The 12730-nt window shown below is 66.2% G+C and carries 13 protein-coding genes, 1 tRNA gene and 1 pseudogene; 9 read left to right on the top strand and 6 right to left on the bottom strand.

Features of this window, described 5'->3' with window-relative positions; all coding sequences use genetic code 11:
- Positions 1 to 612: pseudogene (locus A3736_RS05230) on the bottom strand (hypothetical protein); the annotation flags it as partial.
- Between A3736_RS05230 and A3736_RS17410 the strand changes: the two are divergent.
- The 9 genes from A3736_RS17410 to A3736_RS05185 all read left to right on the top strand — a co-directional run bounded on the left by A3736_RS17410 (position 590) and on the right by A3736_RS05185 (position 8306).
- Positions 590 to 1099, top strand: coding sequence for a hypothetical protein (locus A3736_RS17410; RefSeq protein ID WP_067680110.1), 510 nt, complete (start codon positions 590 to 592; stop codon positions 1097 to 1099). The pseudogene A3736_RS05230 and the gene A3736_RS17410 overlap by 23 nt on opposite strands.
- 9 nt (positions 1100 to 1108) lie before the next feature.
- Positions 1109 to 1954, top strand: coding sequence for a sulfurtransferase (locus A3736_RS05220; RefSeq protein WP_067680108.1), 846 nt, complete (start codon positions 1109 to 1111; stop codon positions 1952 to 1954).
- Between the two features lie 45 nt (positions 1955 to 1999).
- Positions 2000 to 3202 carry a cystathionine beta-lyase gene (gene metC, locus A3736_RS05215; RefSeq protein ID WP_067680123.1) on the top strand — a complete coding sequence of 401 codons (1203 nt, stop codon included), beginning with the start codon at positions 2000 to 2002 and terminating at the stop codon, positions 3200 to 3202.
- Complete coding sequence (locus tag A3736_RS05210) at positions 3199 to 4299, top strand: mechanosensitive ion channel family protein (protein WP_067680106.1); 1101 nt, start codon at positions 3199 to 3201, stop codon at positions 4297 to 4299. The genes metC and A3736_RS05210 overlap by 4 nt, the downstream gene beginning before the upstream one ends.
- A gap of 97 nt (positions 4300 to 4396) precedes the next feature.
- On the top strand, positions 4397 to 5155 hold the full coding sequence (cobA, locus tag A3736_RS05205) for a uroporphyrinogen-III C-methyltransferase (protein ID WP_067680103.1): 759 nt from the start codon (positions 4397 to 4399) through the stop codon (positions 5153 to 5155).
- Positions 5152 to 5448 carry a DUF2849 domain-containing protein gene (locus tag A3736_RS05200; RefSeq protein WP_067680100.1) on the top strand — a complete coding sequence of 99 codons (297 nt, stop codon included), beginning with the start codon at positions 5152 to 5154 and terminating at the stop codon, positions 5446 to 5448. Before cobA ends, A3736_RS05200 begins: the two co-directional genes overlap by 4 nt.
- On the top strand, positions 5448 to 7082 hold the full coding sequence (locus tag A3736_RS05195; RefSeq protein ID WP_067680097.1) for a nitrite/sulfite reductase: 1635 nt from the start codon (positions 5448 to 5450) through the stop codon (positions 7080 to 7082). Before A3736_RS05200 ends, A3736_RS05195 begins: the two co-directional genes overlap by 1 nt.
- Positions 7083 to 7137: 55 nt before the next feature.
- Entirely contained in the window at positions 7138 to 7554 is a 417-nt protein-coding gene (locus tag A3736_RS05190) for a DUF934 domain-containing protein (protein WP_067680120.1), read from the top strand.
- On the top strand, positions 7551 to 8306 hold the full coding sequence (locus A3736_RS05185) for a phosphoadenylyl-sulfate reductase (RefSeq protein WP_067680094.1): 756 nt from the start codon (positions 7551 to 7553) through the stop codon (positions 8304 to 8306). The genes A3736_RS05190 and A3736_RS05185 overlap by 4 nt, the downstream gene beginning before the upstream one ends.
- A gap of 16 nt (positions 8307 to 8322) precedes the next feature.
- Here the strand turns inward: A3736_RS05185 and A3736_RS05180 are convergent, their stop codons facing one another.
- The 5 genes from A3736_RS05180 to A3736_RS17405 all read right to left on the bottom strand — a co-directional run.
- Positions 8323 to 9222 carry an NAD(P)-dependent oxidoreductase gene (locus tag A3736_RS05180; protein ID WP_067680091.1) on the bottom strand — a complete coding sequence of 300 codons (900 nt, stop codon included), beginning with the start codon at positions 9220 to 9222 and terminating at the stop codon, positions 8323 to 8325.
- Entirely contained in the window at positions 9219 to 10337 is a 1119-nt protein-coding gene (gene proB / locus A3736_RS05175; RefSeq protein ID WP_067680088.1) for a glutamate 5-kinase, read from the bottom strand. The genes A3736_RS05180 and proB overlap by 4 nt, the downstream gene beginning before the upstream one ends.
- A 39-nt stretch (positions 10338 to 10376) precedes the next feature.
- A complete protein-coding gene (gene obgE / locus A3736_RS05170; protein ID WP_067680085.1) occupies positions 10377 to 11438 on the bottom strand; it encodes a GTPase ObgE in 1062 nt (353 codons plus the stop codon).
- Positions 11439 to 11750: 312 nt separating this feature from the next.
- Positions 11751 to 11826, bottom strand: a tRNA-Ala gene (locus A3736_RS05165).
- A gap of 83 nt (positions 11827 to 11909) precedes the next feature.
- A partial coding sequence (locus A3736_RS17405) for a hypothetical protein (RefSeq protein WP_233999240.1) occupies positions 11910 to 12730 on the bottom strand: 821 nt, incomplete at its 5' end.

Genomic DNA, 12730 nt, shown 5'->3' with positions numbered 1-12730 from the left:
GACGCCCGCGCCCACCCGGACGCCCGCTCCCCAGCCATCGCCCAGGCCGACGCTTCGCCTGCCCGATTTCACACCGACGCCGACGCGCGCGCCAGCACCAGCGCCGTCGCGCGTTCCGACCCCGCGCCCGAGCGCAGTGCCCAGCCCGGCTCCGGTCGCGCCGCCAGCGCCGACGCCGATTCCGAGCCCCGACCTGCCGCCCGCGCTGGACGACGCGCCGACCACTCCGTTATCGACCGCAACGAGCCCGGCGATATCGAGCACACCGACGCCCTCACCGGTCGAAGCCGCGCCGGTGGAGACGACCGAAGATGAAGGCGATTCGTGGTGGTGGATCGCCGCCCTGATCGCGCTGGCAGCGGCCGCAGCAGTCTTTGCCTGGACGCGGCGGCGCGCGAACACGGCCGTGCCCACGATCGAACCGCCCCGCGTGCGGCGCGATGATGCTCGACCGCAGCCCGCACCGACGCCCCAGCCGACGCCCCAGCCGCCAGCCGAGCCCGCTGCGGCTCCGGTGCCCGCCCCGACGCCGACGCCAGCTGCTGCTCCGGCCGCCGCAGCTACCGCCGCCGCCGCGCCGCTGCCCCCCATGACCGACGCGGCGAATGGCACGCCGTTCAGCGTCCGCTTCGAACCGCTGCGCCTGTCGCGCAGCGTCATGGCGGCGACGCTGTATTACCGCATCACCATTCTCAATCGCGGCGCCCGGGCACTGAGCGAAGTCGTGCTCGAAGCCGATCTCGCCTCCGCCAGCGGATCGCGCCCGGTCGACGAGCAGGTGCTGGACGAGAACAGACCGCTGACCCCGCGACAGGTGTTCGGACGGCTCGCCACCGGCCAGTCCGCCCGCTTCGAAGGGAGCGTGCAGCTCCCTCTCGCTCAGGCCGACGTGATCCGGCAAGGCAATACGGCCCTGCTCGTGCCCCTCATGCGGCTGCGGGCGACTGCGGCCGATGCGGCGCCTTTCGCGCGGACCTTCGCGGTCGGCCAGGCGGCGGGCAACGGTTCGAGCCGGTTGCAGCCCTTCCGCTTGGACGAGGGGCTGCGATCGTGGGAACCGCTCGCCCAGCGCGTGCTGGATCGCCCCGCACCGAAATAGGAGTTTGCCGTGGATTCGCTCGTATCGACCGATTGGCTGGCCGCGCATTGGGGCGAAGAGGATCTGGTGGTGCTGGATGCGACCAAACACCTGCCCGATGTCGAGCGCGATCCCAGGAGCGATTTCGAAAAAGCGCATATTCCCGGCGCGCGCTTTCTCGATCTCGCCAGCCTGACCGACACCGCCAGTGCGGTGCCGGGCGCCCTGCCCCGGCGCGAGCAGCTGGCCGACCAACTCGGCGCGCTGGGCGTCGGGACGGACAGCCGCATCGTCCTGTACGACGATTCTGCGATAAAGAGCGCCGCGCGCGCCTGGTTCATCCTCCACCTCTTCGGCCATGACCGCGTGGCGGTCCTCGACGGAGGATGGGCGAAATGGCATTCGGAGGGCCGCCCCGTCGAAAGCGGTTCCGTTGCGCCGGAAGAGGTCGTTTACGAAGCTCGCCCCGAACGTGCCATCGTGCGGACGAAGAAGGACATGCTCGCCAATCTCGACAGTGGGGCGGAGCAGGTGGTCGACGCGCGCGATGCGGATCGCTTCACCGGGGCTAGTATCGACACGGTCCACGATCTTCCGGGCGGTCACATTCCCGGCGCGCGCAATCTGTTCTTCCGCGACCTGTTCCGCGAGGACGGCACCTATCGCCCGATCCCCGAACTGCGCGAAGCGGTGAAGAAGGCCGGGATCGAACCGGATCGCCCGATCGTGGCCAGTTGCGGCAGCGGGATGACCGCTTCGGTGGTGTTGTTCGCGCTGCATCTGATCGGGCGCGACGATACAGCGCTTTACGATGGAAGCTGGGCCGAATGGGGCACAGATGCGGATACGCCCAAGGAATTGGGCACGGCTTCCTGATCGGTCCCTCTTGATTTGTGGGCGGCGTTTCTGTCGAAGGGCACGATGCGAAACCCGCCCCGATCTGTGAAGACCGCCACCACGCTTGCCGTTTCGGGTCGCAGCCCCGATCCGCACGTGGTCAATCCGCCGGTCTATCGCGCCAGCACGCATCTCTACGCCGATTGCGCCGCGCTTCGCGAAGGGCCGCGGACGAACGAGGACGGGCAATTCTTCTACGGACGGCGCGGATCGCCGACCCAATGGGCGCTGTCCGATGCGCTCACCGAACTGGAGCCGGGCGCGCATGGGACCGTGCTCTATCCCAGCGGGGTCGCCGCGATCGCGGGCGCGCTGATGGCGGTCTGTCGCCCGGGCGATGTCCTGCTCGTGACGGACAATGCCTACGATCCCAGCCGCTCCATGGCGACGGGCCTGTTCAAGCGCCTCGGCGTGGAAGCGCGCTTCTTCGATCCGCTCGATATCGCCGCTTACGAATCCCTGTTCTGCGAACGGACACGCGCGGTGTGGCTGGAAAATCCCGGCAGTCTCAGCATGGAAGTCTGCGACATACCGGAACTGACGCGGATCGCGCGCGACCGGGGTGCCGTCAGCCTGATCGATAACACCTGGGCGACCGCGCTGGGCTTTCCCGCGCTGGAGCGGGGCTGCGATATCAGCGTGCAGGCGCTGACCAAGCATGTCGGCGGCCATTCCGACCTGATGATGGGCAGCGCCACGGCCGGCGAGCGGTGGTACAAGAAGCTCCGTTCGACCGCGCAGGCCCTGGGCCAGGTGGTCTCGCCCGACGATGCCGCGCTTGCCTTGAGAGGCCTGCGCACGATGCAATTGCGGCTCGAGCGGACGAGCGCCAGCGCGCTCGCCGTGGCCGAATTCCTGCGCGATCGCAGCGAAGTCGCCCATGTGCTGTGCCCGATGCTGCCCGGCGCACCCGGCCATGAGCTGTGGCACCGCGATTTCACCGGCGGATGCGGGTTGTTCAGCTTCGTCCTCAAGGATCGCGACGATGCCGCGCGCTGCCGCCTGATCGACGCTCTCGACCTGTTCGGGATCGGCTATAGCTGGGGCGGGTTCGAAAGCCTCGCGCTCCCCGTCGATATAGCGCCGATCCGCGAGAGGATGGCGTGGCCGCGCCCCGAATGGGAGGCTGGCGAGGATTGCGCCATTCGCCTATCGATCGGTCTCGAAGACCCGCGCGACCTGATCGCCGACCTCACGCAGGCGTTTGCCGCCATGGATCATAGATGACCGCCCCGACACCGCCCACCCCGACTGCATCCGCCACGCCGGCCATCGAACAGGCCTGGGATCTCGCCCCGCCGGCGCGCGAGGTCGAGACCAGCGTCGCCGCTGCCGAGGGCCTGCGCGAAGCGGTCTCGTCGCAGAGCGATACGGTCGGCGGCTTTCTCGATGCGGTGGATTCGCTGGCGATCAGCGTCGGCAATTTCCGCCTTTCGCTGTGGGACGTCCTCGTCGTCCTGCTGATCATCGTGGCGGTCATTACCGCCGCCTGGCTGCTCAGCAAGATGCTCCAGCGCGTACTGCGGCGCGTAACCAAGCTGGACGATACGCAGCAATTGCTGGGCCAGAAGATCCTTTCCATCGTCGTCTGGGCAGGCGCGTTCTTCATCGGGATCGATCTTCTGGGCATCGATCTGACTGCGCTGGCGGTGTTCTCGGGCGCGTTCGGCCTCGCGATCGGTTTCGGGCTTCAGAAGACCTTCGGTAACCTCATCGCCGGGATCATCTTGCTGATGGACAAGTCGATCAAGCCGGGCGACGTGATCGCCGTCACCGACATGGCGGGCCAGGAAAGCTTCGGCCAGATCAGGAAGATCGGCGTGCGCGCCGTTTCCGTGACGACGCGGGACCAGCGCGAATATCTGATCCCGAACGAGAACCTGATGGTCAATCAGGTCGAAAACTGGTCCTATTCCAGCAAGAACGTGCGCATGCAGGTCTATGTCGGCGTCAGTTACGAGGCCGACATGGAGCTGGCCGAAAAGCTGATGCTCGAAGCCGCCGTCGACGCTCCGCGCGTGCTCAAGGCCCCGCCGCCGACTGTGTGGATGAGCGAATATGGCGACAGCTCGGTCAATTTCGTGATCCATTGCTGGATACAGGATCCCGAAGACGGGGTCGGCAATGTGCGCAGCGCGGTGCTGAAGCGGTTGTGGTGGCTGTTCAAGGAACACGACATCGAAATCCCGTTCCCGCAGCGCGATCTCAACCTGCGCGGCAACAAGCAGTTCGAACGGCTTGTCGATGCGCTGGCGGAGCGCAAGGCCGACGAAAACGGCCTCGCGAGAGAGGATACCGAGGCCGCCAAGCCGCCGAAAGACTAGCTACCCCGCGATGTAGCGCTGATTTCAAAAGCTTTGCTGTGCGGCGGCGCATCCATTCTGATTGGCGCACACGGCCCGCCACGCGCATCTTTCCCGCATGGTAGAAACCGGAACAATCCATCTCGTGGGCGCAGGCCCCGGCGATGCCGACCTGCTGACGCTGCGCGCCGCGCGCCTGATCGAAAGCGCCGACCTGATCGTGCATGACGGTCTGGTGGACGCATCGATCCTGGCGCTCGCGCGGTCCGATGCGCGGCTGGTCTCGGTCGCCAAACGGCGCGCGCATCACACGCTTCCCCAAGACGATATCAACGCCCTGCTCATACGCGAAGCCCGCAAGGGCCGCGATGTCGTGCGCCTCAAGGGTGGCGATCCCTTCGTCTTCGGGCGTGGGGGCGAGGAGATGGAAGCCGCGCAGGCTGCGGGCGTTCGGGTCGAAATCGTCCCCGGCGTAAGCGCGGCGAATGGCGCGGCGGCGGCAGCCGGCATCGCCCTGACGCATCGCGACGCGTCCAGCATCGTCAGCTTCGTGGCGGGCCAGTGCAAGGGCCTGGCGGAGCAGGACTGGGCTGGCCTTGCGGGCAAGGGCCGTACGCTCGTCATCTATATGGGCATCAAGACCGCCCCCCAGATCGCGGAAAAGCTGATGGCCGACGGCCTCTCCCCTCACATGCCCGTGGCAGTGATCGAAAACGGCGCCCGGCCCGATATGCGCGTGTTGCGCGGCCCGCTGGCGGGCCTGCCCGACATGGTGGAGCGCGAGCGGGTGGTGAGCCCGGCGCTGATCGTGATCGGCGAAGTGACGGCGCGCGACGATATCAACGTCGCCGCCTGTGTGGAGGAGTTCGTCCGATGAAGCTTCTTACCGGCAACGACCTGAAAACCGGCGCAGTGACCTGGTGGACCGGCAGCGACTGGTCGATCCATGTCGAGGATGCGGTCGACGTCACCGGCCAGGAAGACGAGATCGCGAGCCGCGAAGAAGCCGCGCGCCGCGTCAACGTCCCCTACGCCATCGATGCCGAGTTGCACGAAGGCAGCCCGCGCCCGGCCCATATCAAAGACCGCGTCCGCGCGCTTGGCCCGACCGTGCGGCCCGACCTGACCCTCAAACCGGCCGATCCCGAAATCGGCAAGTGGGTGATCTGATGTACCGTTACGACCAATACGACCAACAGATGGTCGATGCCCGCGTGGAGGAATTCCGCGATCAGGCACGCCGCCGTCTCGAAGGCACCTTGTCCGAAGACCAGTTCAAGCCGCTAAGGCTGATGAACGGGCTCTATCTGCAATTGCACGCCTATATGCTGCGCGTCGCCATTCCCTACGGCACGCTGTCGGGTGCGCAGATGCGCGTGCTGGCCGATGTCGCGGAGAAATACGACCGCGGATATGGCCACTTCACCACGCGCCAGAACATCCAGTACAACTGGATCAAGCTGGAAGATGCTGGCGATATCCTGGCCGATCTCGCCAAAATCGAAATGCATGCCATCCAGACCAGCGGGAACTGCATCCGCAACATCAGCTCCGATCATTTCGCGGGCGCCGCGGCGGACGAAGTGGTCGATCCGCGCCCCTATGCCGAGCTGCTGCGCCAATGGTCGAGCTTCCATCCCGAATTCAGCTATCTTCCGCGCAAGTTCAAAATCGCGGTGATCGCCAGCGAGCAGGACCGCGCGGCGATGCGGCTGCACGATATCGGGATCAACATCGTCCGCAACGAAGCGGGTGAATTGGGCGCGGCCTTCTATGTCGGCGGCGGCATGGGCCGCACGCCCATGATCGCACCCTGCATCCGCGACTTCGTGCCGCTGGACCGGCTGGTAACCTACGCCGAGGCGTGCTTGCGCGTCTACAATCGCTACGGCCGGCGCGACAACAAGTACAAGGCGCGGATCAAGATCCTCGTCCATGAACTGGGCGCGGAGGAGTATACCCGCCAGGTCGAGGAAGAATTCCAGCACCTGCTCGATTCCGGCGTGGAACCGCCCTTCGCCGAGCTGGAGCGCATCCGGACCTTCTTCGCCGATCCCGACTTTGAGACCGGCGCCAAAGAGGACATCGACCGCTCCGATCCCGATTTCGCCCTCTGGGTCGATCGCAACACGATCCCGCACAAGCAGGCGGGCTACGTTTCCGCCGTCATAAGCCTGAAGCCGGTCGGCGGCATTCCGGGCGATGCCACGGCGGAGCAGATGCGCGTGATGGCCGATCTCGGCGAGCGTTACAGTTTCGACGAATTGCGGGTCATGCACACGCAGAACGTGGTCCTGCCGCATGTCAGAAAGGCCGATCTTCACGCCCTGTGGACCGCGCTCGACGAAGCCGGGCTTGGCAGTCCCAATCTCGACACGATCGAGGATATCATCGCCTGCCCGGGGCTCGATTATTGCAGCCTTGCCAATGCGCGCTCGATTCCGGTCGCGCAGAAGATCGCGCAGCGCTTCGCCGAAACGAAGAAGACCGCCACGCTGGGCCAGCTGAAGCTGAAGATTTCGGGCTGCATCAACGCCTGCGGCCACCACCATGCGGGCCATATCGGCATTCTCGGCGTCGATCGTAAGGGCGTCGAGAACTACCAGCTGTCGCTCGGCGGCAGCGAGGCGGAGGATGTGAGCCTCGCCAAGATCACCGGCCCCGGCTTCGACGAGGACGGGATCGTGGACGCGGTGGAAACCGTCACCGGCGTCTACGAACGCGAACGCGAGGGCGAGGAACGCTTCCTCGACACTTATCGCCGCATCGGAATGGGCCCGTTCAAGGAGGCGCTTTATGGCTGATCAGACTCCCCCCGCCGAAGGACGCGGACCCGATACCGGGCCGGAATCGGAGAACATGCTCCGTTATCGCGACGATGCTCCCGTCGCGCACGCCGCCGTCACGGTGGACGCCTTCCTCGACCAGTCGAACGCCGCCGCCGTCCGCGTCGAGCCGGGCGACGATGCGCGCGATCTGATCCCGCATCTCGAACGCCTCGACCTCGTCGAAGTCAATTTCCCCGCCTTCGGCGACGGGCGCGGTTATTCCTCCGCCCGAATCCTGCGCGAAGCGGGCTATGACGGCGAATTGCGCGCGGTGGGCGATGTGCTGGTGGACCAGCTTGCCTATATGCGCCGCTGCGGCTTCGACGCCTTCGATCCCGACGCGCCGCTCGACCCGCAGGATGTGGAGGCCGCCTTCGCGCGCTGGCCCGAAGTCTATCAGAGCGCTGCCGACGCACGCACGCCGATCTGGAGCAAGAGGCACGCATGAGCGAGATGCGCGCCATCGACCGGCTCGACACGCGGCCCCGCTTCACCGATCAGGACGCGATCCGGTTGAACCGGATGTTTCGCGGGTCGGAAACCGAGGACTGGCTGCGCGCAGTGCTCGAAGGCTCTCTGGCGGGCGATGTCGCCATGGTGTCGAGCTTCGGCGCGGAAAGCGCGGCGCTGCTGCATCTCGTCTCAAAGATCGATGCAAGCGTGCCGGTGCTGTTCCTCGATACCGGCAAGCATTTTCCCGAAACGCTGGCCTATCGCGACGAATTGGCAGAGCGGTTCGGCCTCAATCTCGTCAATCTCTACCCCGATCTGGAAGAGTTGCAGGCGCGCGACGAGACCGGCCTCAGATGGTCCTACGATCCCGACGGCTGCTGCGATCTGCGCAAGGTGCGCCCGCTCGAACGCGCGCTTGCCCGTTACGATGCGAGCTTTACCGGGCGCAAGGCGTTCCAGTCCGCGACCCGTGCCAATCTGCCGCGCTTCGAAATCGACACGTCGGACGCGCAGGGGCGGCTCAAGATCAATCCGCTGATCGATTGGGACGCGGACCGGATCGCCGCCTATTTCGAGGAACACGACCTGCCCCGCCACCCGCTGGTGGAACGCGGCTTCCCCTCGATCGGCTGCTCCCCCTGCACGCGCCAGGTCTCAGAAGGCGAAGACCCGCGCGCTGGCCGCTGGTCGGGCTGGGACAAGGTCGAATGCGGCATCCACCAGCCGGGCGAGGAGCCGTTCCTTTAAGGTATTGTGAGCAGGCTCAGAGCCAGCCCTCCGTGCGATACCAATCAGCGGTTTGCTTGAGGCCTTGCGGCCCCTCGATGCGTGGCGTCCAGAAGCTTGTCGGGACCGCGTGCGCCGGATCGCAGACCCAGTCCGGGTGCGCCATGTAGCCTGCCCGGTCGGGGGTCAACTTCGCTCTGTCGCCGCGCAGCGCCCTGTCGGCCTTGGCCGCGAGGCGCAGGAGCGGCGCGGGTAGATGCGGTGCGATGACGCGTTTCCCAACGGCGCGGCCGATCAGCTTGGCGAGTTCGGCATGTTCGTAGCCGCCCGGCCTTCCATCGTCGGGTTCGAAGATGTGTCCGCTTCCGTCTTGTGCCCCCAGCGCGAGCAAACACCGGGCTAGATCCTCGACATGGATGATCGACGTGTGGCCCCTCGGCGGCACAGGCACCACGCCGAAGCGCGCGGCGCGGAAAAGTTCGAGCATGTCGTTATCGCGCGGGCCGTAGACGGCGGGCGGGCGCACGATCGTCCAGTCCAATCCGCTCGCTCCGACCCATTTCTCTGCTTCGGCCTTCGAGGCGCCATAGCGCGACAGTCCGGGTTCCCGCGCCGAGAGCGAGGACACGAAGACGAAGCGCCGTACGCCCGCATCCTGGCAGGCGCGCAAAAGGTTCTGCGTGCCTTCGACATTGGCCGCGTGAAAATCCGCCGGATCGGGCGCATTGGTGAGGCCCGCGACGTGGATCACCGCCTCCGCCCCCTCGACCAGAGAGGCGAGCGAGGGGCGATCGGATAGCGTCCCTTCGATCCAATCGACACCCGATCGCTCAGACTGCGGACGCCGGGTCAGCGCGCGGATCGCACCACCACCCGCCGCCGCATCGAGCACCGCCTGCCCGACGAATCCGGTCGCTCCGGTAAGAGCGATCGTCACTCGCGCACCATATGATCGCGATGGACCACGGCGGCGCGCGGTGCGTAGCCGAGTTTGTCGGCCTGCCCGTCTTCGCGAAGACCCAGGATCGCGCGGCATTCGGTGCTGGTATATTCGACCAGCCCCTGCCCCAACCGTTCTCCTTTCGGGCCGAAAATCGCCACAAGATCGCCGCGATGGAATTCGCCTTCGACCTCGGTGAGCCCCGCTGCCAGCAGGCTCGCCCCGCCCTGTAGGGCAGTGACGCAGCCTTCATCGACGGTGAGCACGCCAGCGGGTGCCAGGCGGCCCGAGAGCCATGCCTTGCGCGCGCCCTCCGCGCCCTGCGCCACGAACAGTGTTCCTATCCCTCCATCCAGCGCGCGGGCCAGCGGGCGATCATGCGTGCCGTTGACGATGGCGAGCGCGATGCCTGCCCGTTCGGCGATGCGAGCGGCCTGCAATTTCGCCTTCATCCCGCCGCTGCCGAGTCCGGAGGACGATCCTTCCCCCGCCATCGCGAAGACCGCAGGGCTGACACCCTCGACCCGGTCGACCAGGACAGCGCCGGGTTCGCGCGGATCGCGGTCGTAGAGACCGTCCACATCGGACAGCAACACCACCGCTTCCGCGCCCGCCGCCTGCGCAACGCGCGCGGCCAGCCGGTCGTTGTCGCCGAAGCGGATTTCTTCCGTGGCAACGCTGTCGTTCTCGTTCACCACCGGCACCACGCTCATGTCGAGCAGGCGCGACAGCGTGGCGGCAGCGTTCAGATAACGGCGTCGGTCCTCCAGATCGCCCAAAGTCACCAGCATCTGCGCCGCCGTGATTCCGTGCGATTCCAAGGCATCGGCCCATAACCGCGCCAGCGCCACCTGCCCGACGGAAGCCGAAGCCTGCGCATCGGCCAGACTGGCCCTTCCGCCCTTGGCCAGCCCCAAGCGGGCCGCACCCAGCGCAATCGCACCCGAAGATACGACAATCACTTCGCTGGTCTGGCGCAATTGGGCGATTTCGTCGGCCAGCCCGGCGAGCCATGCGGCGCGCGGCTCGCCCCGCTCGACCAATAGGGCCGAACCGATCTTGATCACGATGCGCCGCGCCTGACGCAATTGAGCGAGAGTCTCGATCGCCATCACTGCATGAAATCCCGCGATCCGTGTCTCAGTAGCCGATCACAGAGGCGACCATTCGTTCGCCCCTTCGTCCTCGGCGTCCTCCACCTCGCTTCCCTTGGTCTCGGTCGAGGTGCGGTCGGGCAGAAAAGCGAGTACAGCGTCGAGCAGTTCCTCGATCCCCTCGCCGCTGGCGCCGGAAACCACGAAGACCCGGTCCGCGCCCGCTTCGCGCAATTCGGCAGCGAAGCCCTCGCCCAGTTCCTTGTCGGCCAGATCGACCTTGTTGAGCGCGATGAGCTGCGGCTTGTCGGCCAGATCCTCGCCATAGGCTTCCAGTTCCGCGTTCACCGTTCGCATCGCTTCCGCCGGATCGTCGCCCGCGATGTCGACCAGATGGATCAGCACCCGGCAGCGCTCGATATGGCCCAGGAACCGGTCGCCGATCCCTGCTCCTTCCGCCGCGCCCGCGATCAGGCCGGGAATATCGGCCAGCACGAATTCGCGGCCCTTGTGGCGTACCACGCCCAATTTGGGCACTAAAGTCGTGAAGGCGTAATGGCCGACCTTGGCGTTGGCGTTCGAAACCTGATTGATGAAGGTGGATTTGCCCGCATTCGGCAGGCCGAGCATGCCGACATCGGCAAGCAGCTTGAGCCGCAGCCACACCCACATCTCCTGGCCCGGAATGCCCGGCTGGTGCTGGCGCGGGGCGCGATTGGTGCTGGTTTTGTAGCTGGCATTGCCGCGACCGCCCATGCCGCCTTCGAGGAAGACCACCCGCTGGCCGACCTCGGTGAAATCGGCGAGAACCTCTTCCTTATCCTCGCTCAGCACCTGCGTGCCCACCGGGACCGGAATGACCAGATCGGGCGCACCGGCCCCCGTGCGGTCCTTGCCCATGCCATGCGCGCCGCGCGGCGCTTTGAAATGCTGGGAATAGCGGAAGTCGATCAGCGTGTTGAGGCCGGCGACCGCTTCGAAGATCACATCCCCGCCCTTGCCGCCATTGCCGCCGTCGGGGCCGCCATATTCGACGTACTTCTCTCGCCGGAACGAGACCGCGCCGGGCCCGCCTGCGCCCGAGCGGATGAATATCTTTGCCTGATCTAGAAAGTGCATTTTTGTTTGGCCTCAGTCGCCGGCGCGCACATCCGTGCGCTTGGCTTTCCTCGGGCCTTACGGCCCTGCGGGCGCGCGGTCGCGCTTGCGGTCGCCATGCGACCGTGCTCCGCAACTTTGCAGTAAACTGGCAGTAGAGTGACGCTGGCCCCGTCGCAAGGACTACCCAAAACGGTCGGCGACCAGCCGACCGCAAGGCCAAGCGGCCGCCCCGCAGGTGCCCGACCGAAGGGAGTAACAGCACCGAGGACGTTCACGCGGAGGCGTGAACGGGAACTAAGATTCCAGGTTTATCGATGAAATCGAAAAACCTGGTGGAGCCGAGCGGGATCGAACCGCTGACCTCGTCATTGCGAACGACGCGCTCTCCCAACTGAGCTACGGCCCCGTTCCAGGTCATGCGCCGGGCGACACTTGACTTGCCGCCCGGCGGAAGGCGCGCCTTAGCGAAAGGCGCGCAGGCTGCAAAGCCTAATTCGCGGTGCCCGTACTCTGCACCGTGCCTTGCGGGGTATCGTCCTCGCCCGCATCGCTGGGGATCGGCTGCACGATCGGCTGCGAGGTGCGCGTCTCGTCGACCGGCACGACCGGAATGGGCGCGCCCGTATCCGGATCGATCACGCGGGTCTGTTCGGCTGCCGGCGTGGAGAGCGTCGCCCCCACACCGTCGAGCGTGATCACCGGCGCCCGGGCTGCGCGAGCCTCCTGCACCGCGACATAGCCCGGCTGGGACTGGCCGTAGCGCTCACCGTACTGCGCGTCCCATGCCGCCGATTCGCGCTGATAGGTTTCGTATTCCGTGAAGAACGTGTCGAAGGGCTGCTCGAACAGAGCGAAATTCGCCGCCGCAAAGCCGGCTGCGTCCATGTCGGTCGTCGCCAAAGCGCGGTTCGAGATGTCGAGCGCCGTCTGGCAGAAACTTGCACGGGCAGGCGGCAATGCGAAGAAGTTGTAGACCGAAGTCATCTGCGTCTCGCGCGCCATGATCGCTTCACGCCGATCGCGAAATTCCTTGCGATATTCGGCATCGATACGCTCGTTTACGCGCCTTAGATCGCGCTCATTGTTCTGGAGATAGGCGCTGTAGCCTTGCAGGATCGGCTCGTAGCGCGGGCCGAGGCAATTCAGCGCGGCCACGTTCCAGGCGGAACGAAAATGCCAGGTGCGCTCGTCATCGGTCAGATTGCGGTTCACCGTCTGGCGCTGACCGAGCAGATCCTTGCCGGGAATCTCCATGATATAGGCCGCGCCGCCCGGCGGCACCGGACGCAGCGGGATGACTTCGACCGGCG

Origin of the sequence: Erythrobacter sp. HI0063 (genome assembly GCF_001635685.1) — a bacterium.
Lineage (GTDB): Bacteria > Pseudomonadota > Alphaproteobacteria > Sphingomonadales > Sphingomonadaceae > Qipengyuania.
This window is presented reverse-complemented; position numbering and strand designations above follow the sequence as displayed.